The sequence below is a fragment of the Ruegeria sp. SCP10 genome, from assembly GCF_040329495.1.
Classification (GTDB): domain Bacteria; phylum Pseudomonadota; class Alphaproteobacteria; order Rhodobacterales; family Rhodobacteraceae; genus Ruegeria.
This window is the reverse complement of the sequence record NZ_JBDZYF010000006.1, coordinates 104458-131028: the sequence shown is the minus strand read 5'-3', so window position 1 is coordinate 131028 and position 26571 is coordinate 104458. Positions and strand designations below refer to the sequence as shown.

General features: G+C 56.9%; 22 protein-coding genes. 8 read left to right on the top strand and 14 right to left on the bottom strand.

Annotation, left to right across the window (positions count from 1 at the left end):
- Positions 1-5 precede the first annotated feature (5 nt).
- The 11 genes from ABLN87_RS14340 to ABLN87_RS14290 form a co-directional block, all read right to left on the bottom strand.
- Positions 6-1007 carry a glycosyltransferase family 2 protein gene (locus tag ABLN87_RS14340; RefSeq protein ID WP_353011277.1) on the bottom strand — a complete coding sequence of 334 codons (1002 nt, stop codon included), beginning with the start codon at positions 1005-1007 and terminating at the stop codon, positions 6-8.
- On the bottom strand, positions 1004-1960 hold the full coding sequence (locus ABLN87_RS14335) for an NAD-dependent epimerase/dehydratase family protein (protein WP_353011275.1): 957 nt from the start codon (positions 1958-1960) through the stop codon (positions 1004-1006). The genes ABLN87_RS14340 and ABLN87_RS14335 overlap by 4 nt, the downstream gene beginning before the upstream one ends.
- A 2-nt stretch (positions 1961-1962) precedes the next feature.
- Positions 1963-2859 (bottom strand): class I SAM-dependent methyltransferase, encoded by an 897-nt coding sequence (locus ABLN87_RS14330; protein ID WP_353011273.1) that lies wholly within the window; start codon positions 2857-2859, stop codon positions 1963-1965.
- Positions 2859-4073, bottom strand: coding sequence for a DegT/DnrJ/EryC1/StrS family aminotransferase (locus ABLN87_RS14325; RefSeq protein WP_353011271.1), 1215 nt, complete (start codon positions 4071-4073; stop codon positions 2859-2861). The genes ABLN87_RS14330 and ABLN87_RS14325 overlap by 1 nt, the downstream gene beginning before the upstream one ends.
- A 27-nt stretch (positions 4074-4100) precedes the next feature.
- Positions 4101-5228 carry a CDP-glucose 4,6-dehydratase gene (rfbG, locus tag ABLN87_RS14320; protein ID WP_353011269.1) on the bottom strand — a complete coding sequence of 376 codons (1128 nt, stop codon included), beginning with the start codon at positions 5226-5228 and terminating at the stop codon, positions 4101-4103.
- 7 nt (positions 5229-5235) lie between these two features.
- Positions 5236-6042, bottom strand: a complete 807-nt coding sequence (gene rfbF, locus ABLN87_RS14315) for a glucose-1-phosphate cytidylyltransferase (RefSeq protein WP_170534903.1) — start codon at positions 6040-6042, stop codon at positions 5236-5238.
- A 102-nt stretch (positions 6043-6144) separates the two neighbouring features.
- Complete coding sequence (locus ABLN87_RS14310) at positions 6145-7776, bottom strand: hypothetical protein (RefSeq protein ID WP_353011267.1); 1632 nt, start codon at positions 7774-7776, stop codon at positions 6145-6147.
- Positions 7773-8195, bottom strand: coding sequence for a GtrA family protein (locus ABLN87_RS14305; RefSeq protein WP_353011265.1), 423 nt, complete (start codon positions 8193-8195; stop codon positions 7773-7775). Before ABLN87_RS14305 ends, ABLN87_RS14310 begins: the two co-directional genes overlap by 4 nt.
- An 89-nt stretch (positions 8196-8284) precedes the next feature.
- Positions 8285-10396, bottom strand: a complete 2112-nt coding sequence (locus ABLN87_RS14300; RefSeq protein WP_353011263.1) for a polysaccharide biosynthesis protein — start codon at positions 10394-10396, stop codon at positions 8285-8287.
- 472 nt (positions 10397-10868) lie between these two features.
- Positions 10869-11726: a sulfotransferase family protein gene (locus tag ABLN87_RS14295; RefSeq protein WP_353011261.1), complete on the bottom strand. Its 858-nt coding sequence runs from the start codon at positions 11724-11726 to the stop codon at positions 10869-10871.
- Positions 11727-11780: 54 nt separating this feature from the next.
- Complete coding sequence (locus tag ABLN87_RS14290; protein WP_353011259.1) at positions 11781-12986, bottom strand: polysaccharide biosynthesis/export family protein; 1206 nt, start codon at positions 12984-12986, stop codon at positions 11781-11783.
- A 476-nt stretch (positions 12987-13462) separates the two neighbouring features.
- Between ABLN87_RS14290 and ABLN87_RS14285 the strand changes: the two genes are divergently transcribed.
- Genes ABLN87_RS14285 through asnB form a run of 6 tightly spaced genes read left to right on the top strand, consistent with a single transcriptional unit; the run spans position 13463 to position 19954 of the window.
- Complete coding sequence (locus ABLN87_RS14285; RefSeq protein ID WP_353011258.1) at positions 13463-14089, top strand: sugar transferase; 627 nt, start codon at positions 13463-13465, stop codon at positions 14087-14089.
- Positions 14086-15000 carry a methionyl-tRNA formyltransferase gene (locus ABLN87_RS14280; protein ID WP_353011256.1) on the top strand — a complete coding sequence of 305 codons (915 nt, stop codon included), beginning with the start codon at positions 14086-14088 and terminating at the stop codon, positions 14998-15000. Before ABLN87_RS14285 ends, ABLN87_RS14280 begins: the two co-directional genes overlap by 4 nt.
- Positions 14997-15692, top strand: a complete 696-nt coding sequence (locus tag ABLN87_RS14275) for a PIG-L deacetylase family protein (RefSeq protein WP_353011254.1) — start codon at positions 14997-14999, stop codon at positions 15690-15692. Before ABLN87_RS14280 ends, ABLN87_RS14275 begins: the two co-directional genes overlap by 4 nt.
- A 14-nt stretch (positions 15693-15706) precedes the next feature.
- A complete protein-coding gene (locus tag ABLN87_RS14270) occupies positions 15707-16885 on the top strand; it encodes a DegT/DnrJ/EryC1/StrS family aminotransferase (RefSeq protein WP_353011252.1) in 1179 nt (392 codons plus the stop codon).
- Positions 16886-18007 (top strand): glycosyltransferase, encoded by a 1122-nt coding sequence (locus tag ABLN87_RS14265; protein ID WP_353011250.1) that lies wholly within the window; start codon positions 16886-16888, stop codon positions 18005-18007.
- Between the two features lie 12 nt (positions 18008-18019).
- Positions 18020-19954: an asparagine synthase (glutamine-hydrolyzing) gene (asnB, locus tag ABLN87_RS14260; protein ID WP_353011248.1), complete on the top strand. Its 1935-nt coding sequence runs from the start codon at positions 18020-18022 to the stop codon at positions 19952-19954.
- 96 nt (positions 19955-20050) lie between these two features.
- On the opposite strand, the gene ABLN87_RS14255 is transcribed toward asnB, so the two are convergent.
- Positions 20051-21403, bottom strand: coding sequence for a pectate lyase family protein (locus ABLN87_RS14255; RefSeq protein WP_353011246.1), 1353 nt, complete (start codon positions 21401-21403; stop codon positions 20051-20053).
- A 322-nt stretch (positions 21404-21725) separates the two neighbouring features.
- Here ABLN87_RS14255 and ABLN87_RS14250 point away from each other — a divergent pair, with 322 nt between their 5' ends.
- Both ABLN87_RS14250 and ABLN87_RS14245 read left to right on the top strand, forming a co-directional pair.
- Positions 21726-22148, top strand: coding sequence for a GtrA family protein (locus tag ABLN87_RS14250; protein ID WP_353011244.1), 423 nt, complete (start codon positions 21726-21728; stop codon positions 22146-22148).
- A 104-nt stretch (positions 22149-22252) separates the two neighbouring features.
- Entirely contained in the window at positions 22253-23386 is a 1134-nt protein-coding gene (locus tag ABLN87_RS14245) for a hypothetical protein (protein WP_353011242.1), read from the top strand.
- Here the strand turns inward: ABLN87_RS14245 and ABLN87_RS14240 are convergent.
- Together ABLN87_RS14240 and ABLN87_RS14235 are read right to left on the bottom strand one after the other, a co-directional pair.
- Positions 23383-24111 carry a formyltransferase family protein gene (locus ABLN87_RS14240; RefSeq protein ID WP_353011240.1) on the bottom strand — a complete coding sequence of 243 codons (729 nt, stop codon included), beginning with the start codon at positions 24109-24111 and terminating at the stop codon, positions 23383-23385. The two genes, ABLN87_RS14245 and ABLN87_RS14240, sit on opposite strands and share 4 nt — an antisense overlap.
- A gap of 129 nt (positions 24112-24240) precedes the next feature.
- Positions 24241-26454: an NADP-dependent isocitrate dehydrogenase gene (locus tag ABLN87_RS14235; RefSeq protein ID WP_353011238.1), complete on the bottom strand. Its 2214-nt coding sequence runs from the start codon at positions 26452-26454 to the stop codon at positions 24241-24243.
- Positions 26455-26571 lie beyond the last annotated feature (117 nt).

Here is a 26571-nt window from a genome sequence, read left to right as displayed (position 1 = left end):
CGGTGCTATCCTGACATCTTCTTGCGCGGTTCTTCGGTCTCGCGCAGGGGCTGTGTCAGAGGCTGATCGTTGGGTCCCGGTCTGTTGAGTTCATGTTCGACAATAGGACGATTCAGGTCTTTGGATTGCAGGAAGATACGACCGATATATTCCCCCAAAATACCCAGGAACATGGCGTTCAACGTCATCGATAGCAGCAGCAAGATGGTGGTGGTCGCAAAACCGGCGGGCCATTCGGCACCAAAAACCAGCTTTGCAATCAGATAGCCCACCATCAGCAGGAACATCGACAGGCCGACGGTCAGGCTGATCATCGACGCCAGCCGCAGGGGCAACAACGAGTGGTTGATCAACCCGTCAACAGCCAAAGACAGCATCGCGCGGAACGGGAACTTGGATTCCCCGGCGGTACGCGCCACGCGGTCATATTCAAATCCGACCTGATTAAAACCCATGCCGCTGATCAGACCCCGAACATAGGGAGAGCGGTCATCTACCCGGCGTAGCTCATCCAGAATGCGGCGGTCGGTCAGCCGGAACTCCCCGGCATTGCGTGGCAGATCATCATCGCTGATCATGTCGATCAAAGCGTAAAAGGCGCGCCGGGCCCAGGCCACCAATGGGCCATCCGGCAGGCTGCGGCGAATGCCGTAAACCACGTGATTGCCCTGACGCCAAAGGTCCAGCATCTGCGGGATCAACTCGGGCGGGTCCTGCATGTCACAGTCCAGCTGCACCGCACAAGCTCCGTTGGCCGAGCGATAGGCGGTCAGGACCGAAGCCTGATATCCCATGTTTCGCGCAAACCTGATAACGCGAACGCGCGGGTCCTCTTTGGCGATCTCAGACAGGATCTCGAATGTGCGATCTTCCGAGTGGTTGTCGGTAAAGATGATCTCGGGCTCATACCCGTCGAGCCCGTCAAACACCTGAACGACCCGGTCATAGGCCATCCGCACGTTGTCTTCTTCGTTATAAGCCGGGATGAGGATGGAAACGAGTGTCATGAGACGGATCCTGTTAGTGTCGCCTGCGCGCGCATAGCCCATTCGACCGTTTGCTTCAGCCCATCCTGCACATTGGTTTCAGGCGCCCAGTCATAGCTGGATTGCATCAGACCGGGATGGTTGATCAGATCGATCGGCGCACCAGTGGGAGAGCCAAACTGCAGCAAATCCTCAGGCGCGTTCGAGAGGCGCTGCACCATCTTGGCCACATCCCGCACCTTTGTCGCGACTCCGGTACTGATATTGACGACCGGGCCGGCGGCCTTCGGGTCAGAACCCAGCATCAACAACCCACGCACGGCGTCATCGACATACAGCAAATCGCGCGCATCGTCGGGGCGGCCAATCTGGGCTGGTTTGTTGGTCAGCAAGCTTTCAATCAGGTAAGGCACCAGCTGCTGCCCGGTTTGACCTGGGCCATAAGTCAGCGACAAGCGCGCCGTCACCGCTGGAAATGGCAGGCGAGGCTGCAACATCTCAAGATACTTTGTGCCGGTCAGCATCGAAGTGCCATAGCTGTCGCGCGGCTTTTCACACTGTGTTTCGAGATAGGGAACCGGGTTGTCCCCATATTCTGCAATCGTGCCCAAACGCACAAATGCACCCGGGGGTGTTTCACATTCCGCCGCAGCACTCAAAACCGACAGAATGCTGTCGACATTTTCCCTCAGGCTAGCGGGCGCATCACTCAGGTCCGGACCATTCGGAATACGAGTTTTTGCGGCCGCGTGGAACACCAGATCAGGCTGGGCATTGTGAAACAAAGGGGCGACGGCGGCAGTGTCGGTCAACACCACCCGATGCACATGGATATCCGAAGACACCTCCGCCAACCGATCAATGCCTGATCCCGGGCGCACCAATGCAGTCACCTCATCCCCACGCGCGACGCAGGCTCGCACCAGATGCGAACCGATAAAGCCATTTGCGCCGGTGATGAGCACTCGCATCATGACTACTGCGCGCCCCGGTAATGCGAGACCGCCTCTTTCGGTTGCAGGACCGCATCGGACTTACGCCCAAGGAAAAACACGCCACTGGCCCCGTCAACGCGATAGGGTTCTGGGATCAAGCGATCCAGATATTGCGCCCAGAAGACACAAAGCTTGGCAATCTTGCCCGCCGTACGTGACCGGAACAGGCCGCGGAACAGGTAATCGACGGACCACATAAACTGCACCCCGGGCCCCGCGCTGGCACCCGAGTCGATCCGATCAAACGCGCGGAACAGATAGCGGTGGCCGCTTTCGGTGAAGCGGGTAAAGTCATAGGCCCCTTCGTGGACCTGCTGCAGAAACGGGGTTTCCGCATAGATCAACCCGCCGGGTTTGAGCACGCGATGAATCTCGGCCGCAACCTGGCGGGGGTCCAGCACATGTTCCAAAACAGCCTGAACGATCACGCCATCAAACACGTCATCCTGCATCGGGATGTCATGGGCATCGGCAACGAACTGGATGTTCGGCGACTGGTAGATGTCGAAGGCAAAGATCTGAACACTGGGGTCTTCGTAGAGCTTCCCCATCCCCTGCCCGACACTGCCGCCACCCACGATCAGAACGCGTGGGTTGGGGTTCAGCGCCTTAATCTCGGATAAAAACCGATCCACATTGTGCAATGTCACCTGTTTGATAGGTGACGCCAGCCGTTTCAACAGCTTCACCGGCCCGCGATAATTGCGCCGGTGAATCTGTGATTCCACTTCGATATCCGTGGGCTTGGGCGGCTCGATGACCGAGGTTTCATAATTCACAAAGACCGGCACCGCGCCATTGACGGCGCAGGGACCGGTGCCCTGTTTGAAATCATCCCGGATCAGATCCCGGATCGCCTCGGTCGGGGCCAGTGGCATCAGGACGCCTCCCGCGAGAGCCCGGCAACATGAGGCTGCAGGAATTCTGTCAGCTTTTCATGCATGTAGTCGATATGCGCCTGCGTCAAACCATGGTGACAGGCCAGCAGAACGCCCCCGCGCATCACCTCATCCGAGACCGGGTAACCCGCAGGATCGGTACGGTATTCAACACCTTTCATGGCCGGTTGCCGCAGAATGTTTCCGGTAAAGACCGGACGGGTCTGAATATCGGCGGTTTCCAAGAATATCTGCATCTCGCGACGCGTAAAGGGCGCGCCATCGCGGATCGTAACCGGGAAGGACAGCCAGCCCGTACGCGACCCTGGCAGCTGACGAGGCAGGATGAACCATTCTTCATACTGCTTGAAGAATTCCAGATGTGCAGCAAACGCTTCTTCACGCAGACGGATATTGTTGTCCAATTTACCCAACTGCACCAAGCCAAATGCGGCGCTGATTTCCGACGGCTCAAGGTTGAAGCCCAGAGCTTCGAACAGGAACTTGGCATCATAGTCGATGCCGTCCAGCTGCACGTTGAACCGGTTCTCAATCGCCTCGGATTCAACAAACAGGGACGAGCTGCGCCCCCAGGACCGCATCAGCAGTGCCTTGCGCGCCAGTTCTTCATCGTCAACACATAGCATCCCGCCATTGCCGGCCCCGTTGATCACGTGACTGCCATAGAAGCTGGTGGTCGAGACGTCGGAATACACGCCTGTGCTGGTGCCATCCATCTGCGCGTCCAACGTATCGGCGCTGTCTTCGATCACTTTCAGACCATGCGCATCCGCCAACTCGCGGATTTTGCGCCAGTCCGGTAGGTTGCCGATCAGCGATGGGATCATCATGGCCGAGGTGTTCGGCGTGATCATCCGTTCGATCTGATCCACATCGATATTGTAGGTACCTACTGCGGCATCTACGAAGGCCGGGATCAAACCCTTGCGCACTAACGGCGCCACAGTCGTCGCAAATGTCAGCGCAGGCGTAATGACTTCACTACCTTCCGGCAGGTCCAGAATCTCAACCGCCAGATAATTTGCGGACGAGCCTGAGTTTGTCATGATGCCATGGTTTTTGGCAAAAAGCTTGGCAACCTTAGCCTGCATCTCGCGCACCTTGGGGCCCATTTGGGTCGATGTTTTCAGAACCTCGACAACGGCGTCGATCTCTTCCTGGCCATGGACGGTTTGCCCGTAGTTCACTCTCATAAAAGGCACTCCTTAAAAATATGCAGTTTACTGTGCGGCGACTGGGGTCGCGTCATGTGTTTCAGATGTTGTCAGGGTTTCGAAGTATTCGATCTGTGTCGCGGTGACCTGTGCCATGTTCTTCCCCGCAGCATGGGCTTTATACCAATCTGCGGTCAGGTTGATGGCCCCTTGCAGCGTCAACTGAGGACGCCAGTTCAGGCGCGTTTGAGCCTTGGTGCTGTCCAGTCGCAGGATACCGGCCTCGTGCGGCGCATCGGTGATCTGATCGGGGAAGCTGAACATAGGTGCTCCATCGCCCCAGGCGCGCTGGATCATGTCAGCCAACTGGCGCACATCTACGGTGCTTGAGACATCCGGGCCGAAATTCCACGCCCCGGCATAGGGCGCACCGTCTGTCAGCATCTTTTCGGCAACGCGCAGATAGCCTGAAACAGGCTCCAGAACATGCTGCCACGGGCGCACGCTGGCGGGGTTGCGGATGACAACCGGCTCGCCGTTGGCCCAGGCGCGAATGATATCGGGGACCAGGCGATCCTCGCCCCAATCACCGCCACCAAACACGTTCCCGGCCCGCACGGTTGCAAGTTGCGGGCCGCTCGGATCGGAAAAGAAGGAATGCGCATAGGACTGGGCCACAAGCTCGGTTGCGGCCTTGGATGCGCTATAGGGATCCTTGCCACCCAGCGGATCGTTTTCACGATAGCCCCAGACCCACTCGCGATTGTCATAGCATTTGTCACTGGTGATCACGATCACCGCCTTAAGCGACGGCATCTTGCGCGCAAGCTCCAACACATTGGTCGTGCCCTGCACGTTGGTGGCAAATGTCTCTGCCGGTTCCCGATAGGATTTGCGCACCAGCGGTTGTGCCGCCATGTGGAACAGAACCTCGGCATCGACCCCGTCCAGCGTGCTGGCCAGGTCATCAGGCTCGCGAATATCGGCAAATCGGCTATCGGTGGCCTGAGCCAGATCGCAGCTGTCATAGAAGCATGGGCCGGGCTCGGGTGGCAGCGACAATCCGGTCACCTGCGCACCAAGTCGCTGCAGCCACAACGACATCCAGCCGCCCTTGAACCCGCTATGGCCGGTCACAAGGACACGGCGGCCATTGAACTGGCCGCCGAACATCTGATGCTGATGTGCAGTCATTTTACCCTCAGATTGCAACCGGGTATTCGGCCGAAGATTGATCACCGAACTGCATCCAGGGCGGCGTTTCCTCTTCGCTTAGCGCGTTCAGCGCATTGCGGTCACGGATCGTGTCCATCGGATGCCAGAACCCATCATGACGATAGGCCATAAGTTCTCCATCCCGGGCCATTTGCGACAGAGGCGACTGTTCCAGCGGCTCGGTATCGTCGACCATATAGTCCAAAACACCCGGTTCAAACACGAAGTACCCGCCATTGATCCAGGTCTCGCGGCGGCGCACTTTTTCGGTGAACGCATCCACCCGGTCACCTTTGAGTTCGATATTGCCGAACCGCGCAGGCGGCTGCACCGCTGTGACAGTTGCCAGCTTGCCGTGGGATTTGTGGAAGTCAATCAAGGCGTTGATATCGATATTGCCCAGACCGTCCGAATAGGTGCACATGAATGTCTCACCTGGGTCCAGCCATTCTTTCAGGCGACGAATACGCCCGCTGGTCATGGTGTGCGCGCCGGTGTCAACAACGGACACATTCCAACCACCCGGTGCCGACGGCACCAGTTTCAGCTCACCTGTATCCAAAGCAACCGAAATGTTGTTTGCGATCAGGTGGTAATTGGCAAAAAACTGTTTCAACAGAAGGGCTTTGTACCCAGCGGCAACAACAAAATCACGGTGGCCGAAATGGCTGTAGATATCCATAACGCGCGCGATAATCGGGCGGCCTCCCACCTCAACCATTGGCTTTGGAATCGCGACCGTTTCTTCGGCCAAACGCGATCCCAATCCTCCTGCCAGAAGTACTGTTTTCATCTTTGCTACTCCCTCAAAATACCTTTAACTAAATTTCAATGTTACGTCGGGGTTAAGGCGGATTGCCCATTGTTGCTCGGGCGGGGTGGGTGGTGCATGCGTTCAATCTGCCACTCCCGCGCGCTTGGAGTATATCACACCTTTTCCATAGCGGTTACTTAACCCGTCTTTTGGCACCGCGGCGTAGCCATTTGTTTGCGCATATAGCAACAATGGTGCCTCAAGTGTGGAATCATATCCCAAAAGGAAAGCGGAGGGCGGATTGGAATCAAACAGGGCAATCAGATCATCTGCGCCGGCCATGACATAGTGCTGCGCCAGTTCCGGGTCCGTGTAAGGCGCGATGCGATAAGCGAAGGGGCCAGTGGCCAGTTCAGCGTAGACCGGCAGGTGGGCTTCGAGTGGATAAAGCGGCATCAGCGTCGCGACCGGACCATCCGGGATCGCGCTGTCTGCGACCACGTCCTGCAATGCCTGTGCGCCTTTTGCGATGCGGGCGGTCGTAAAGCTGTCTGGCTTCGCAAGATTCAGCAGCCCGGGCGCAAGTCTCGGTGCTCCCAGCAGCACCATCAATGCGAAACCCGCCGCGCAGAGAGGTGCAATAGCCGTACGTTTTTCAGTGGGAACAAGGCGATAGATCAAAGCCCCCAAAAGGGGAACAACAATCAGCGGCTGGATATAATACTGGGGAAAACCGGGAGTCGGCACAAAGCTGAACAGTGCCGTTATGCCCAGCAAGGCCAGAACCAGTATGATCTGACCTGTTCCATGCCCCAGACGCACAGCATTGGCGCCAGCCAGTGCGGCAACGAAGAACACGGCCATCAATCCGACCAACGCCGCACCCCCGAACCAGGTTGCGTAGGCCAACAGGACCTTGCCACCGATCCCGATGGCCAGCCCAGGCTCGGACGCGGCATTCGCCTGCCAATAGGCCACATGCGGGCCAGTGTGAAATTTCAGTATATGGGCTAGAAATTCCGAAGGTTCAGAGGCCAGATACCAGAACAAGGGAATGGCCCCGATCAAACCGCCGATAAGCACCGGCAGAACGACCCCGCGTAGACGAGCTGCTAACGGCAGATGCCAGGGCAGCAGGAAGGCGGCGATTGCAACGGGTGGGATGAACATCGCAGCACTGACCTTCATGCCCGCCGCAATCGACAGGCAGAGGCCGGACATCACCAGCCAAAGGAAGCCGGGACGATCCTTGAGTGTCTGGACAATGAACAAGCCCAGCCCCCAAGCGGCAAAGGGCAAGGGTAACAAGTTGTTGCTGGCGGCCATCCCGGCCTGAGCTTGCAGCGTTTCATTCACCAAAAGGACCACAACAAAGAACACCGCCAGAAGGCGCGAGCCGGAAATCCTCCAGGTCGCCCAGCCGATGCCCGAGGCTAGTAGCAACCAGGCAAAGAACTGTCCGAAACGAGCCGAGGCCAGAAGGCCTTCGCTCCCGAACAGCAGGTATAACCCCCTGTAATACCAAGCAGAATTGGGAACATGGTTATAGAAGAAATCGCTGTAGAGGCTCCAATAGCCCAAAAGTTCAGCTGGGGGTACGAACATCAGTTCGTCCCGACGCAGGCCATACCCCATGATACGCCCGTAGAGCGCCGCAAACAGGACAACCAAAACGCCAATCGTTACAACCCGCATCAACAGGCTACCACCAGAGCGCACGGTTGTATGGATGTCCGAATCTACGCTCAGGCCAGGGTCAACGGAATGGGTCATTGCTCACCTTTCTGCGGGTTAGGACGCAAAGCACGTGAGATCAGACCATATGACAAAACAACAGTCGGCCCCAGTGCAATGGCCTGCGCCAGATAAGCATCAAAGCCGAGCTGTAGCAAAGCCCACAACAGCGCAGCGTTAAACGCGTAGACGATGACATAGGACACCGCGTAGTGCGGCAGCCGCCCATAGCCCTGTACGTAGAACACGAAACGACCATGGACCTGAAAGTTCCAAAGAACCCCGACTATGAACTGGATGGCAAGCGCCACCTGAGGGTGAGCGCCAAACCAAACCAGTATCGAAAATACGGCATATCCAAACAGCGTGTTGATCACACCGGCCCCGATAAACCGCAGGATCCGGTCCCACCCGTGCTGGGTGGGAGTGATCACGCCAGATTGACTCAGTTCTGACATCTTATGAAACGCTCGTAAGAGCCCTTAGTTACTCGTAACACACACGGCTTGGGTCAAAGCCGACACAACAATAACTTCAAACAGTAGCTTTAGCGGCCACCGACGGTTTCCAAAGCATCGGAGTTTGCAAAGGCGCTCACCATCTTCTCGGTCGGGATCGCGGTGATCTTCGACTTGGTCCGAGGTTTGATCAGATCCTTTGTTTCAATCGGACGCAGACCGTTGACGCCATAACCTGGCACCAGCTCTTTCAGCAGCTTTTTGACGCCCAGATCATCGCCATCCAGTGCAGCCTGTTCCAGCTTGAGGATCATAGCACGCAGACGTGCCACCGAGACACCTTCGGGGATCGCTGAAGCCACACCTGGGATGCCGCTTTCGCGATGCTCTTCCGTCACATCAAACAGCTCCTCATACAGCTTTTCGCCTTTGCGAATACCGATGAACTTGATGTCAATGTCCTTGTAAGGAACCAACCCCGCCAGACGGATCATACGCTCGGCCAGATCAACGATTTTCACCGGGCGACCCATGTCCAGAACAAAGATTTCGCCGTGGCTGTTTTCCAGATTCAATCCTTTGGCCGCCGCAACCAGCGTCAACTGCACAGCCTCACGAATGGTCATGAAATAGCGTTCCATCTTCGGGTCAGTGACCGTCAGCGGGCCGCCTTCCGAAATCTGGCGCTGGAACAGCGGGATCAGCGAACCCGACGAGCCCAGAACGTTACCAAACCGGACCGAGAAGAAGCGTGTGGCCTCATCAGTGCCGTTGGTTACACGGTCCTGCGCCTGAGCGTAGAATTCCGCAACACGCTTGGTTGCACCCATGACGCTGGTGCTGTTCACGGCCTTGTCGGTCGAAACCTGCACCATCGCAATGGCACCTACATTGCGCGCAGCATCGGCGACGTTACGCGTCCCGATCACGTTGGTCAAAACGCCTTCGCACGGGTTCAGCTCGACCATTGGTACGTGCTTCAATGCAGCCGCGTTGAAGACCAACTCGGGACGGTGACGTTCGAAGATCTTGTTCACACGGTCAGCGCTGCGAATATCGGCAACATAGATGCGGCGCGAAACTTCGGGGAAGTTCTGGCTCAGGTCCATGTCGATTGAGTAGGCATTGTATTCTGTGTTTTCGATCATGACGATTTCCGCCGGCTCGAACGACGCGATCTGACGGGTCAGTTCACTGCCGATCGATCCGCCAGCACCGGTGATCAGAACACGGCGATCCTTAAACATCTCGCGCAGCATAGAACGCTCAACCGCCTTTTGCGGACGATCCAGGATGTCTTCGGGGTTCACGGTCCGGATACCGTTGCTTTCGGTGCCCAACTCTTCCAAACCGGTCAAGCGCGACACGGGAATGCTGTTGGCTTCGGCCCAGCGGGTTAGTTTGCGGATACCATCGCTTTCGAAATGGGTGACCGGCTCGGTCAGCAGAATACGCTGAGGCAGGTTGTCATCAAACTTCAGCCGCTCGATCACGGCGTCTGCATCCAGCAGCGAGCCGATGATCTTTACGTCGTGAAAGTACAGGCCTTGCGTGTTGCGGGCGTCATCAATGATGCCAACGGGCTCATACTTGGATTCCGTGTTGCGCAGCGAACGGACAAACAGGTCACTGCTGGCGCCGGTGCCAACAAGGATCACTGGGATTTTGCCATTGTCACTTGCGGTGCAGCCCTGAACCTTGCGCTTGAACTCGGTGCTGCGGGCAATAATGCGCAGGCTGCCCAGTGCAGGCACGATCAGGAAGAATTGAATGACATAGACTGCAAGCGGAACTTGGGATGTGACTGCAGCCGCCATGCCGAACAGAGCCAGCGTTGCGACACAGAAGAATGACGCGCGCACGATCAGCGCCACATCACGCAGCGACGTGGACCGGGTGTGACGCTTATAAATGCCCGACATCGGCAGGATCGCCAGTGCGATCAAGCAGGACATCAATACCAATGGGATCAGAGCCGCAGACGCCGCCGCAGGCAACGTGCCCCCGTTGGCCAACACCACAGCCATCACAACGGAAATGGCCGAGGCGACAACATCACCAATAACCAAGCGGCGGTTTGCGCTCAGCTCAATAAGTTTTTGCTTCAAAGTGGATCCGATGTCGCCCAATTTCAGATCAGGTTCGATCGCAGTATCTTTAACAGATCCATTCTTGAGCTTAACCAACTCACGCTCATACATACTCAGTACTCCGGCGTATAAATTGCCCACTACTACCCGACCCAGCAGGACAGATCGAAAACAGTCGATCAGCCGTCAAAGCCGCACTCACACGCCAGCAGAAACCACTTGCCGGCAAGTTTGATTATTTTTGTAAGGTCCCCCTAGACCGGCTCAGGTTTGAAAATCATCAGACCCTTTGCCACAACCCTTTCTCACTCGTACGAACCAAACTACAATGTTTAGCGGCCAACATGGCCACTAAGGTTTCAATATGATTAAAATCTAACATAGCCAACACCAGAGCAAAATGCTTTTTTCACGTTTCCGGCATCGTTTGACCAAAGAAATGCCCTATTTCCCAATGTTCGCACAGCATTCGGTCTGTTTGAGAACTTTTTGTAAACATCTGATCGAACAAGACGCGCCCTACGATTTGGCGTCTTTGTTTCCATACCGGAAACGCAGCGTGACTTATGACACATAACAAAGCTCAATTGATTCGAGCCATTTCAAGCGGTTTGGCACTGCCCCAGGCCTCAGTGATTCCGGGTTCAATCTCTGCGATCTTGGTCATGTCCTCGCAATAGAACTCGGCAAGGCGGCGCGACAGATCTTCGGACAGCGGCGGATACTGTACCTGACGGGCAACCGCATTGCGCAAAGACCGAACCGGCCAGGTGTGTCGAACAGGATCAATGACAGAACGAACCGGTCCCAGGATCTTGCGCAACGGCAAAGGCACCATTGCAGCATTCTTGTCCTTTACCTTTTTCTTAACCGGCGCTTCCAGTTTTCCGGACAGACTGAGATGTTCACGCACCTTTTCCAGGTTCCCGGTTGGATTGCGGCGAATATCCTCATAGGCCAGCAACAGGATTTGCTCGGCCGGGAACAGATCATAGAACCGTGCCAAATGATGCGCATAGCGCCCATCGGACAGGAACCGTTGGTCCGCCGCATGCGCGGGGTTCAGATAGTCTTCGATCCGGTCCGTAACCTCTCCACGGCGGAACAGCATGCAATAATCCGAATAGGCGCGCTGAACCGGATCACGCATTTGTAGAATCAGCCGCGCATTCGGAGCGAAATCCCGAATGCGCTGCGCGGCCTCGGGCACTGTCAGATAAGAATTCGACTTCTCGCCGATCAGCGCAGCCTGTTCATATCCATCGAACTGATCCCGGTACCAAGCCAATCCTTTGCCGTATTCCCGTGAAAAGAAATGAAGCTCGGGCCCCGGCATATAGATGGCCGGGGTTTGCGTCAGCGAATGCTGCAACCACGTGGTCGCACATTTCGCAGCACCTATGATCAGAAAATCGACCGGTCTGTCAGCGGGCAATGTCATGATGAAACTCGTTAACTAAATTCCCTGGGACCGAGGCCCACATAGCTTCTATACTCAATTCGACGTAATAACCGTTTTCCTGACAACCTCGATTGTATCCCCCGGTTGCACCGGATCGGTTCCCTTTACACGCTGCGTTTGCGTATTACCCCCACGGGTGACGATAAACTCAATGGTTGTCTCACTAGCGATGTCATCCTCGCTCAGATACCCGGCGGCGGCCAGTTCACCATGCAGGGTCGACGCGGTTTGCAATCGGGTCTTCAGCGACGCCAGTTGGCTTTCAACCTCATTCAGTTTCACCAACGCATCCGAGCGCGCCGTGTCATCCAGTTGCAACTCATCTCGCTGTGCACGGTTGAGGTCCTGGCGCGCGACCAGCAACGCGACCTCCTGATCCAGACGCTTGGACTCCAGATCGTTCAGCGCATTGGTCATTGCGGTGACCCGGTTCGATGCGGTCAGCCCCTTTTCCCTCAGCGAGTTCAAATTTTCCAGTTCTTTCGAGACGTTAGCGATCTGCGTGTCACGCAACTCAAGCTGCTGTGTCAGGCTTTCGATCTGTTCTTTAAGAAGGGCTTGCAGGTCCCTGATCCGTTCGCCCTGCCCTTCGCGTGCGGCCAATGTGGCCTGAAGGATTTCGCCTTCCAGCCCTTCGGGCGCATTTGTCAGATCAGCGCCTTCGTCATCGCCTTCTAGAACGGTCAGATCCGCAATCAGCCGCTGGCGCTGCTGTTCCAGTTCATCAATCTGCGTTGCCAACAGGCGAATCTCGCCGCCCATGCGCAGCACTTGAATGTCATTACCGGTTGCCAGTTGAATCGGCGGGCGGATTGGCCCTCCGGCCAGCGCTAGAATCTGTTGCGCGGTCATACCCACGTGGAAATCGTAGGCGCCCGGGGAATTCACGTCGCCCAGCACATAAACCGGCAGATGGCCAATCACCTCCAGCGCGATGCGCGGCGGTTCGACCATGCCGATCTGGCGGCGGAATTTCAGCTCTAGCGCCGCTGCCAGCTCAGCCGGGGTGTGACCCTCTGCTTCGACCTGGCCGACAAGTGGAATCATCAGATCACCGTCACCGGTTATGGTGTATTCGCCGGTTACACCGGTCCAGCTTAGGTAAGTTGTGGACTCCGCATCCCAGCGCATCGCCTTCAGAGACAGCCGATCCTGCGGCAGCAGGCGATATCCCTCGGCCCAAACGGCGCTTGCCGCCAGAGTGAACATCACCAACATCACTTTGAAACAGGTTTTCAAACCTCTGTCTCCCAACTCACTAACTCTACGATCTGTACTACAAACCAAACTGGTGGTTCTGTGATCTTCGATACACAAGAAACGCAAGCTTTATTCGCTGTACGTCAAAAAATCATCGGGCCCGGTTCAAACCTGCACAAGCCCACGCAATCAAGCTAAGCACTCCTGTATTGCGTGACAAGAGAAACGGCCCATCGTCGCGGCTATCCTGTTCCTCGCCCCAAATCCGAAACAATGCTCCGCTAGCAGCCAAACCGTTGACGAAACCAGCTGCGATGTCGGCGTTAAATTCCCAACATTCTTCACAACCGGCACGATTCGATCAAAGCGCCGCAGACTTCTTGCAAAACACATCCAATTCGAACAGATTGAGGCGGTCTCTGCCCAGGCGATTTAGTCATTGCCGCTGGCGTGTGATTTGTTTGTTGATTTCAAGTGTTGCGGTGCGCCGCGTGTGTTCTGAGTTGGATTGAACTGTGAATAGAGTACCCGAAATTCTGCTCTGCATCCTGTTGGGTCTTATCTCTCTGCCCTTCTTTCTTGTCGCGTGTCTGATTGTTGCAACCTCTGTCGGGTTGCCATTGATGTTTTCACAGCGCCGCTGTGGTCTGGGTGGGCGCGAGTTTAATTTGTTCAAACTCCGCTCGATGTCCGAAGCACGTGGCCCGGATGGCGCGTTGTTGCCAGATGATCAACGACAGACCCGCGCGACGGCCTTGATCCGTCGCTTGCGTCTGGATGAAATCCCGCAATTGCTGCTGATCCTGCGCGGTCACATGGCTCTGGTAGGTCCGCGCCCGCTGCTTCCCGAAACCATCGAAAGCTTTGGGCCTGAAGGGCAGTACCGCTGTTCGGTTCGACCCGGCCTGACCGGTTGGGCGCAAGTGAGTGGAAACACAAATCTCAGCAATTCCGAGAAGCTCAGCCTTGATCTGTGGTATGTGGCACATCGGTCTTTGGCTTTGGATTTGCAGATCATGTCAGAAACCGTCGGTGTTGCGCTGCGCGGCGAGAATCGTCGCACAGACCGGATTAAGGCCGCCGCGGATTGGTTGCAGCAACATCCGCCACAAAAATCTTCGTTTCAGAGGTCGCCCGCATGAAAACAGTATTTGTCGGGGCTGTCGAAACCTCCCACGCCGCGTTGGTATCAATTTGTGCTGCGGGGCATGCGCCCGATCTGGTTATGACATTGCCGCCTCATCTGTCGCATCGGCATTCCGATTTTGTCGATCTCAGCGTCGTGGCCAATCGCTATGGCGTACCCGTTGAGTATATTGAGAAAACCAACGCACCCGAGACCATCGCGCAAATCGAGGCCCTGAAGCCCGACCTGATTATGGTCATCGGTTGGTCGCAAATCTGCGGCCCGGCCTTCCGGGCAATCCCCAAGCTGGGGTGCATCGGTTTTCACCCCTCGGCCTTGCCGAAGCTGCGCGGGCGTGGCGTTATTCCATGGACCGTGTTGCTAAGAGAACGAAATGTAGGATCGTCCCTGTTCTGGCTCGGCGAAGGTGCTGATGATGGGCCCATTGCGGCCCAGGCGCGCTATGCCGTTGATCCAAACACAGTCACCGCACGCGAGCTTTATGATCGCTCTTTGCGCGCCATCTCAGGCCTGCTGCCCCCGTTGCTTGAGCAGATTGCCGTGGGAGACATCCCGCGCGAACCTCAGCCCACCACCGGGATCAGCATTTGCGCGCGCCGTCGGCCCGAAGACGGCCTGATCGACTGGGCGCGTTCGGCCGAAGAAATCGAGTGCCTGATCCGTGCCTCGGGCCCGCCCTATCCGGGGGCGTTCACGCAGGGCTCTGACGGTCGGCAGATTGTGATTACAAAGGCCAAATTCTCGGAACCTGACGGGTTTTACATCGGCCTGCCCGGTCAGGTGCAGGACATTGATGGCCAAAACTTCACCGTCGCCTGCGGGGATGGGCGGTGCCTTGATATTCTGGAATGGTCCGGGGCGGATATTCCCCCGGCCATACATTCGAAATTAGGAAAAATGTCATGATAACCACCGATCTCATCAGCGCCGGGGCCGGACCTGCCCTGGTCATCGCCCCTCACCCCGATGACGAGGTGCTGGGCGCGGGTGGTACTATCGCCCGTCTTGCCGATGCGGGCCGCGAAGTGCACGTGGTTGTGGTGACGCGTGCAAAGCCGCCGAAATTCCGGGATGAGGACACCGAGATCACCCGGGCCGAGGCGCGCAAATCTCATGACTATCTGGGCGTGACGCAGACGCACTGGATGGATTTCACCGCGGCGGAGCTATCGGAACAACCGCATTCGGATCTGAATGGCGCGTTGGGCAAGTTGGTGCGTGATCTCGGAGCCGATCTGATCCTTGCGCCGCATCCGGGCGATATTCACATGGATCACCAGCTGACATTTCTGTCCAGCCTTGTGGCGAGCCGCCCGCATCAGGACAAGTACCCGGCGACTATCGCAGCCTATGAGACATTGTCCGAGACCAACTGGAACGCGCCGTATCTGACGCCGCCCTTTGTTCCGAATATCTTTGTCGATATCTCGGACACGCTGGAACGCAAGCTGAAAGCCTTTGCGATGTTTGAAAGCCAGGCCAAGCAAGCCCCGCACGAGCGCTCGGTCGACAGCTTGCGCGCGTTGGCGACCCTACGCGGTGCAACCGTCCACCGGCACGCGGCCGAGGGGTTTGTTCTGGTCCGAACCGTGGTCTGACAGGAGAGTTCGAAATGGCATCTTGGCCCATATACGATCAGGAACAGATAGATGCGGTCAGCCGGGTTTTGGCATCGGGCAAAGTCAACGCTTGGACCGGACCGGATGTACGCGCATTCGAAGACGAATACCGTGCGTATACTGGTTCTATCCACGCCATTGCCATGGCCAACGGCACCGTGACGCTGGACGCGGCCCTGCACGTGCTGAATCTTGAACCCGCGGACGAAGTGATTGTCACCCCGCGCAGTTTTATCGCCTCGGCCAGTTCCGTGATGCTGGAGGGTGGAGTACCGGTCTTCGCGGATGTCGATCCAGTCACCCAGAACATCACCGCCGAAACCATCGCGCCGCTGATCACGTCGCGCACGCGCGGGATCATTCCGGTACATCTGGGCGGCTGGCCTTGCGATATGGATGCGATCATGGATTTGGCGCAAGCGCATGATCTATGGGTGATCGAAGATTGCGCGCAGGCCCATGGTGCGATGATCGGCGACCGCCACGTAGGCACCATCGGCACGTTCGGATCGTTCTCGTTCTGTCAAGATAAGATCATGACCACGGGCGGTGAAGGTGGTTTGCTGACCACGAATGACCACGAACTCTGGTCTCGGGTCTGGAGCTACAAGGATCATGGCAAGGGTTATGACACGGTGTTCAACACCGATCATCCGCCGGGGTTCCGCTGGTTGCACGATTCCGGGCCGGGCACAAACCTGCGTATGACCGGTCCATCGGCGGCTTTGGGCCGCGTTCAGTTGCAAAGGCTGAATGATTGGCGCGCCCATCGCACGGCCAATGCCCGGATACTGGGCGAAGCTTTGACCACCTGCCCCGCGTTCATGGTGCCAAACCCACCGGACAACGTGACCCATGCCTATTACCGGTTCTACGCCTTCGTACGCCCGCAGGCCCTGGCCTCGGGCTGGTCGCGCGACCGCATCATTTCCGAGATCTCGCAGGCGGGGTTCCCCGCCTTCTCAGGCAGTTGCTCTGAAATCTACCTTGAAGATACGTTCCGCAAACATGGGCTCGGCCCCGCTGAACGCCTGCCGGTTGCGCGCGAGCTGGGCGAGACTAGCCTAGCGTTTCTGGTCGATCCAGGCTGGTCGCAAGAAGACATCGCGCGTCTTGCACAGGTCATCGTTGACGTAGGCAATGAGGCCCTAGCAGGGCAAAAGGCGGGATAAATGATCCTGCACGTAGTCACTGATTTCTCGACTCAGGGCGGAGCGCAAGCGATGCTCGCCCGGTTGCTGTCACATTCTGGCGAACGCGCAGTTGTGGTAGCGCTGACTGAAGTGTCAGATCGGTGCCGCGCGATGGCAGGGAATGAAAAGGTCGAGTATATCTCGCTGCGGGCTCGGTCGCCTTTGTCTTTTCCCCGCGCCATCTGGCAGATTGCGCGTTTAATCCGGACCCATAAACCCGATGTGGTGCTGTGCTGGATGTATCACGCTATGGTCGTTGGTCTTATCGCGCGGGTCTTATCGCTGCGCCATGTGCCGGTGATCTGGACCGTGCGGCAGGCTTTGGACGACCCGGCGGCCTTTACCCGCAGCACCCGGATCGCCGTGCGCCTTTCACAAAAACTGTCGCGGTATTGCGATGGGATCATCTACAACTCGACCCGAGCGTTGGAACAACACGGCAAATACGGATTTGCACAAAACAATACCTCGGTCGTGCCAAACGGTTTTCTTTTGCCTCACGCGCCAACCCCCAGACCTGGCCCCGCGCGCGTGGTTGGACTAGCGGCCCGGTTTCATCCACAAAAGGATTTTGAGACGTTTTTCCGCGCCTTCGCCATCGCGCGTCAAACCTTCCCAGACCTGACCGCGCGGTTGGCCGGGGATGGTGTGACCAGCGAGAACGAAGCCCTACTCGCGCTGATGGCCCAGGCGGGCATACCCGAAGACAGCGTAACGTTGTGCGGCGATCTGCACGACATGACCGCGTTTTATAACAGCATTGATCTTCTCGTCCTGTCCTCGCGCACCGAAGGCTTTCCCAATGTCATTGCCGAGGCGATGAGCTATGGCCGTCCGGTTGTGACCACCGATGTGGGTGACGCAGCCAAGATCGCTGGTGATATCGGCTATGTGGTAGCAGCCCGTGATACCGAGGGGCTTGGACAGGCCTTGACAGATGCCGCGAACTGGAGCGCCGACGCTTACGCACAGCGCAGTGTGGCGGCCCGGGATCGCATCGCCTCTCAATACTCTCTCGCCGCGATCGCTGCGTCTTATGATGCGGTTTTGTTTGGCACCACACCAAAGGCCGGGACGTCGACCGCCCCGCATACCGGATAGGAAAACAGGGCCATGTGCGGCATTGCCGGATATCTTGCATTCAACCCAATCGGTCGTGAAGCAGGCACCGCCGCGCTGAAACAGATGTGTGACAGCATCGCGCATCGTGGCCCCGATGCGGATGGCATGTTCGTAGACCCCGAAACGGGCGTGGCCTTGGGGCATCGCCGTTTGGCCATTGTTGATCTGTCCGAGACCGGCGCGCAACCCATGAGTTCGCCCAGCGGGCGCTACTGCATTGTTTACAATGGGGAAATCTATGGGTTCCTCGACCTGCGCCAGAAGCTGATTGATCTGGGCGTGACCTTCCGGGGCACCTCCGACACCGAAGTTTTGCTGGCCTCGATGGATCAGTGGGGCGTCCGCAGAACTCTAGAACTGGCCCATGGTATGTTCGCCTTTGCGGTATACGACCGGCAACAGAACCGGGTTGTCTTTGCGCGGGATCGGCTGGGTAAGAAACCGCTCTATCTGGGCGTGAAAGGCGGCCATCTGCTGTTTGGCTCTGAACTCAAAGCCCTGCGCGCCCATGCGGCTTTTGGCACGCCCGAGGTCGACCGCCGCGCGCAGGAACAATATGCGCGCTATGCCTTTATCCCGGCCCCTCTGACGATCTACCGCGACGTGATGAAACTGCCAGCGGGCACGATGGTCGAGGTTCAGTTGGATGCACCCCCATCCTCGGCCGAGGATCTGGTAACAGGGCTGCACAGGTTCTGGGACCTGCGGGATCGGGTCGAAGCCTCTCGGGCTGATCGTTACGCAGATGAGGCGCAAGCACTTGCAGGCATCGAAGACGCGCTGATGTCGGCAGTGGGCGAGCGTATGGTGGCTGATGTGACCGTCGGCACATTCTTGTCCGGTGGCATCGATTCCAGCCTGATCACTGCGATGATGCAGCAGCAATCCGAGCGCAAAGTCACCAGCTTCACCGTTCGTTTCGACCATGACGCGACAAACGAGGCCGATCACGCAGCCGCTATCGCAAAACATCTGGGCACCGACCATCACGAAGTCACCGCGACGCCCGAGATGGCGTTTGATCTGTTACAGACGCTGCCACAGGTCTATGATGAACCCTTCGCCGACCCGTCAGCCTTTCCGACGCTACTGGTATCGCAACTGGCCAGCGAAAAGCTGAAAGTGGTGATGTCAGGCGACGGCGGAGACGAGTCGTTCGGCGGTTATGAACGCTATGCCCGCATGATGGCGATGGAGCGGATCAGTGCGAAACTACCCGGTCCAGCCGCCTCGGTTCTGGCGGCCTCACCTGCGGCTGTAACGCAGGCAGCCGCAACACTTCTGAAACCGTTGGCCCCGGCCTCGATGCGGGATCAGATCACGCCGGATCGCCTGTCCAAAGTCGCCGCGATTGCCCGCCATCCGGACTTCCGCAGCCGGTATGATGCGCTGTTTACTCTGTGGACTCCTCCATCTGCATCCGATCAGGGCCTGTTCCGATCACGTGCGTTGCCGCATGGGCTCGGCCCGGTGGATACGATGATGCTGCTGGATTCCGAGCTCTATCTGCCCGAGAGCATTCTGGTCAAAGCCGACCGTGCCTCGATGTCAGTCGGGCTTGAGATCCGCGCACCCCTGTTGGACTACCGCGTGGTCGAGGCCGCGTGGCGCGCGCCGGATACGCTCCGATATGATGGTAAATCAGGCAAAGTCGCCCTGCGCCGCCTGTTGGACAAACGTGTGCCGAAAGCGTTGTATGACCGGCCAAAACAGGGCTTTGGCATCCCGCTTAACGATTGGTTGCGGGGACCGTTGAAATCCGTTGCCAATGATGTCTTTACGTCAAACAATGGTACTTTCGATGCGGTCGACCGGGCGCAGCTGAACAAACGCTGGTCCGAGCATCTGTCTGGCAGTCGCAACTGGGGCCCGCATTTGTGGGTGGTGCTGATGTACCATTTCTGGCAGCAGGAATGGATGGCCTAAGGCACTTCCAGTTTTTTGAAGCATCACGTCATCACCAATGTCCCGAGAGCGCGAAGGCGGCAGGGTATTGGTGATTCCACATGAACTGGAAGTGCTTCAAGGCAGCGGGTCGCCAGCCAGAACACTCAGATATTCCTCAAGGTTTGACCAGCCGTCGCCATCGCGGTCTTTCCAGCCATCGCTGCGGTCATCCGGGTCCAGGCCTTCACGAGCCTCTTCCCAGTCATCCGGCAACCCGTCCAGATCACGGTCATTCAGTGCGGATATCTCGGGCAGGTCCGGCCAGCCTCCGACCTCATCCGGGTGATCGATCCTGTGCCCGTCACAGCCCCGGACGTTTTCAATGATCGACCGGTCCAGACTGTCCAATTCCCGATCCAGCCCAGAACGTGCGCCAACATTGCTCAACACATGTTCCAAAACACCCGAGACAGGTTCGGGCGTGACCGACAGCGGGAACGCGGGGCTTGAGACAATATTGGATCGGGCCGCGACATCCACCACACGACCCTGTTTCGACCTGTCACACAGGATGTCCAGTCGATTGTCCAGATAGAGGTTATCGTCGGCAAAAACCTCTAGCTTGTTGTTTGGCTCAACCGGAAACACTTCAATCGCAGCAGGGCGCGGGCGGTTTCGTGTGCTCGGCCCGGGCAGGATTACGTTGCCCACATAGTTGATCCACGTGTCGCCATAGAGGTTCCGAAATTCACCAAATTGCGACGAGGCATCATAAAACACATTGTTTACGATATCGACCGGGCCCAGTGCGGTTGAAGATACATCAGGATTGCGGTCACGGTTATGGGCAAACAGGTTTCCCGTCAGCGTGATCCGCCCACAATCCGAGACAGCCCCATCCTTGGAACAAATCAAGGCGCCTTTAGAATGGCGGCGCTCTGTATGGCTCGATTTGTCCAGACCATAGGCCAGGATGGTGTTGGCGATAGTGATATCATGGCTGGCATAGCGTTCGCTGCCGATCCCAAGGTTTTCATCCACGCCAAATGAGACCGAGACATGGTCGACATAGACGTCCGTGCTGCTTTCAATGCCCAGCCCATCAACACTCGGTGAGGGTTTCTTGCTCGGGCCCGGACGGAATTTCATGAAGCGCAGCAAGACATTATGTGAATCGTACACCATCAGCGGTGACGACTGCACTTTCCCCACGCGCAGCTGTATCCCCTGCCCCGGCGCAGTTTGCCCGGCGATATAGGTATTGGGCGAAACACGAAGTTGTTTGTCGACAACAATGGTGCCAGACACGGCAAACACACAGACCCGCCCTACACCCGGATGCTGTACGCATTCCCTTAGGCTGCCGCGTCCGGAATCGGCCAAAGTGGTCACGTAGTACACGCTGCCACCGCGCCAACCGTTGGCGTATTTTCCATACCCTATCGCCCCAGGAAACGCGATCTGTCCCCTGTCAGAATCATCTGCCATCGCGCCGGTCGCGATTGGCAACGTCACTACAAACAAACTCAGGAGCGCGAGGCAAAAACTGCGGAAAATATGCATGCTGGACCTAATCATGTCGAAACCGAAATACGAAACACAAAGGATTGTTCAACCCTCCGGAACAGACCCTAGCGCAGCTTGTCGGGTAAGACACCCTAAACCTGTCGCATCGGCGCTTTCCGGCAAAGAATTGATCGAATTGAAAAACTCCCGTCCCTTCGCTGTAACTTCATTGCGTTTCCAAACCAACCGGGACGCAAGTTCGAGGATTCCAGGCTTTCCCTTTCACCTCGTATCGGTGCAGGATATGGACAAGAATTTTGGGCGGAGCCAGCACGTGATTTCGAATGAGACCTACCGGCATATGCTGACCTTCGCGGTCGTAGGGTCCCTGGCCTTCGTCGTAGACGCGGGGGTGTTTACGGCCTTGAATACGCTTGGCGCAGGCACGTTTTTGTCACGCTGCCTATCCATCCTGACGTCTGTGACCTTCACCTGGTATTTGAACCGGACGTTTACGTTTAAAACCCAAACCCCACCCAGTTTCATCGAATTTCTCAGCTATCTGGGCGGTATGCAGTTGGGCCTGATCACCAACTTCACCACGTTCTTTGTCGTGCTCTATATCTCAGAATTTGCGAATACCTATCCGATCATCGCGCTGGCAATTGCGACACTTGCCGGGATGACGATCAACTTTCTGATTTCAAGAAAGATTTTGCAGAAATAGTCAGACCGCTATAAAACTCAGATATTGCCACGCGAGTACGCTTAATCCACTTGAATACGCCGTTTGTCAGTTGAACTAAATTAATCAGTTGGGGAAACCCGTTCGTGCTTAAAAACTTCTTCCTCATTTGCCTTAGTACGCTGATCAGTCTGGCAGTGCTTGAGGTGGCATTGCGTCTGTTCGATCCGCTGGGCTTTCAACCGCATATCAGCCGCGATCTGGCAAATGTTCCTCTGGTCAATGACGAGAATTATTTCTGCACAGGTGGGCCTAAACGTCTGATCCCGCATCCGGTGGTGTACTCACGCGAAACGCCCAACCAGTCCTATTTTGAGTTCCGCAACGATATCGCCACATTCGTCAAGATCAACGAACACGGCTTTCGCGGTGTGTTTGACCCAGGTGTTGGGAAAAAACGTGTGATCGTGCTTGGAGATTCCTTCATTCGCGGCAGCTTGTCTGACGAGACGGAAACCATCCCTGCCTTGTTGTCCGAATGGTCTGCAGATACACATTTTGTCAACCTGGGCACCGGCGGCCACGGCACGCTGCAACACGCGCTGACTTATGATGAGTTCAAAGACCAGATCCCGCATGAAACGGTGCTATTGTTCATCTTCAATCGCAATGATCTGGTCGACAACATACGATTCCAAAGGTGGCAGCAAAACCCAAAGCCGATCTCGCGTGATCCGACGGCTACACAGAGACTGAAACGGGCTTTTGCAAAGCTTTACGTCGGCAAACTGGTGCTGAGTTTCAAAAGTGCTCTGTTTGATCAGAACCTGTACCCGTCGGTCCCGACCGAGATTGAAGAGGCGCTTTTGCTTCAATCCCTTGCGGACCTTTCGCAGTCCGTCACAGATCAAGGCGCAGAGTTGATTGTATTTTCACTGCCCGATATCTCGGAATTCCTGGGCAAGGATACGATCACCTTCCGGGATGACCCGGTTGGCTATTCTGACGCGGTACGTCGCCTAATTGCCAGGGCCGCCGAACAAAACGGCTTTGCCTATCTGAACCTGAAACCGGGCCTTATTGAGATGTCAGAAGATCGGGACCTGCCGACAGCAGAGCTGTACGGCACACCGGACCACCATCTGCGGGAAATTGGCAGTTTTGCAGTGGCAAATCTGGTAGCCCAATTCCTTCAGGACAGCAACGTTGCCGCCTTTACCCCGGATGCTGAATTTGTGGATCGCATGCATGTCGATCCAGCCAATGTAGTCTGTCCCTAGGCATCATACGCCTCACCCAACAGCGCAAATTTACGCCCATGCAAAACGACATGCAGCGGGTATTCCGGCAGATGCATCGAATGCAGGCGGCGCTCGAACTCCTCTGCGTCAATATCCACCGGCAATTGCTGCATGGCTGAAAGTTCTTTCATCCTGCGCGCCTCACCGCACCAGGCTTCGTCGCCCGAGGCTTTGATCTGATCCGCAAGATAAGTTTCGCCACCGGCTGCGACCCCACCAATCACCTCTTGTAGCAGGTGGTAAAGATACAGATGCGTGCGCGCCAGAACGGATCGCAACCCATCCTTTGGCAATATCGGAAACCGCAGCGCCCTGATGATCGTACCGTTATCGACCTTGGTGTTGATCAAATGCGCCGTCACACCGTATTGATCCGCCCTTTCATACAGCGCGAAATTGATACAGCCACTGCCCGGGTATTCCGGCGGCCCGGGATGGAAGTTGATCGCTGCAACCGAGGCCGCATCGATCATGGCCTGATCCAGGATGAAATAGCTGCGAAAGCAAAAAATGTACTCGCCCTGCCAATCGCGCACCCAATCGGGCAGCCCCTGCCCCAGACCTTTGGATTCGACATAGCTGACGTCAAAGCCTGCATAGTTCAGAAACTGCAGCGCCTTTTGCGTGCCGTCACAATTATCGCGGCCAAAGAACAGAACTTTGGGGCCACCTGTATGGGTGTTTTGCTGAGTTTTGTTTATCATCACGTCCACGCATTCAAATCACGCCCCAGCTATGTTGGGCTCTGGTAACCCGGACTATGACACACAAAAATCACCCGCTCTAGGGCAGGTTTAGAAAGGCCCGCGCTGATGTGGCACGGGCCCGTTCTTTTAGTCGATTATGGCGTTCAGCGTAGCGCTGGGGCGCATCACAGCGGCCGCCTTTGCCGGGTCAGTGTGATAATACCCACCCAGATCAGCCGCAGCACCTTGGGCCGCTGCCAGTTCGGCCAGAATCTGCTCTTCCTTGGCCGCCAGTTCTTTGGCAACCGGTGCAAATTCTGCAGCCAGATCGGCATCGTCACCTTGCGCAGCCAGTGCTTCGGCCCAATAGCGCGCGAACCAGTAGTGGCTATCGCGGTTGTCAGGCTGGCCAACTTTGCGGCTGGGCGACTTGTTGTTGTCCAGAATACCCTGCGTTGCAGCTTCGGCCGCTGCGCCCAACACGCCGGCCTTGGCGTTACCTTTGCTATCGGCCAGGAAGTTCAGCGATTCACCCAAGGCGCAGAATTCACCCATCGAATCCCAGCGCAGGTGGTTTTCCTCGACCAACTGTTGCACGTGTTTCGGGGCCGAGCCACCGGCGCCTGTTTCGAACAGACCGCCGCCATTCATCAGCTTGACAATCGACAACATCTTGGCCGAAGTGCCCAGTTCCAGGATCGGGAACAGGTCAGTCAGGTAGTCGCGCAGCACGTTGCCTGTGATGGCAATCGAGTCTTTGCCAGCTGTTATGGTCTCCAAAGATTGACGTGTCGCCTTTCGCGGGGCCATGATCTGGAACTTGTCGGCAACGCCTGCGGCCTCAAGCGCCGGTTTGACGTATTTGATCAACTCGGCGTCATGGGCGCGGTTGGCGTCCAGCCAGAAAATCGCCTCGGATCCGGTCAGACGCTGACGGTCCATCGCCAGTTGGATCCAGTTCTCGATGGGTGCTTTCTTGACGGTGCAAGAGCGCCAGATGTCACCCTGTTCGACCTCGTGCGAATGTAGCGTTTCACCATTGGCCAGCACGATGCGGATCGTACCATCGGCAGGGGCCTGGAACGTGGTCGGGTGCGAGCCATATTCCTCGGCTTTCTGCGCCATCAGGCCAACATTGGCCACAGCCCCGGCAGTGGCCGGGTTCAGCGCACCATTGGCTTTGAAGAACTTGATCGATTCATCGTAAACCGGCGCATAGCAACGGTCGGGGATCACACAGTTGGTGTCGCCCTTGGCACCGGTCTCGTCCCAGCCTTTGCCGCCCGCGCGGATCACAGCGGGCATCGAGGCATCGATGATAACATCCGATGGTACGTGCAGGTTGGTAATGCCACGGTCGCTGTCAACCATATACATGGACGGGCGGTCGCCCTTGATCGCGTCAATGGCGGCCATGATGTCCGCATTGCCCTGAACACGCTCCAACAGGTCGCCCAGACCCGAGTTCGGGTTCACGCCCAGTGCATCCAGCTCAGCACCGAATTTTTCGAACACCGGGGCCAGCCACGCCTTGACCGCATAACCAAAGATGATCGGGTCGCTGACCTTCATCATCGTGGCTTTCATGTGCAGCGAGAACATGGTGCCGTCTTTCTTGGTGTCCTCGATGGCGTCGGCCAGGAACGCGGACAGAGCCTTGACCGACATGAATGTTGCGTCAGCCACGGTACCCTCAGCCAGCGGCCAGCCGTCTTTCAGAACGACCACGCTGTCGTCTTTGCCGACAAATTCGATCTTCGCATCACCGGCTTGCGCGGCAGTGATCGTCGCCGATTTCTCGTTCGCGTAGAAATCGTTGCCCGGCATCGACGACACTTTGGTTTTGCTGTCCGAGGACCATTCTCCCATCGAATGCGGGTTCTTCTGAGCGTAGTTCTTCACCGCCCGCGCCGCACGACGGTCGCTGTTGCCTTCGCGCAGAACCGGGTTCACGGCCGAGCCCTTGATCGTATCACAGCGCGCGCGGATCGCCTTTTCTGCGTCTGTCGAGGGTTCTTCGGGGTAGTTCGGAACGTCATAGCCCTGCGACTGCAGTTCTTCGATAGCCGCCACAAGCTGGGGCACCGAGGCCGAGATGTTCGGCAGTTTGATCACATTCGCGTCCGGTGTCTTCACCAGCTCGCCCAAAGCAGCCAAATCGTCGGTGATGCGCTGAGCGTCTGTCAGGCTCTCGGGAAAGGTCGCCAGAATACGGCCCGCCAGCGAAATATCCTTGGTTCCCACGCTGACACCCGCCGCCGAGGCGAATTTGCGAATGATGGGCAGAAACGACGCGCTGGCCAGTTCGGGCGCTTCGTCTACAATGGTATACAATATGTCGAAGTTCGATTTATCTGCCATATTCTTTTACCTTTTTTAAGCCTTTCGGGGCGTGCGATCCAAGAGTTGTGGCCACATCATCGCGGCGCGAGAGGGGCAGATCAATGCTACCGCCCCTGGGTGACTCTGTTTTGACAG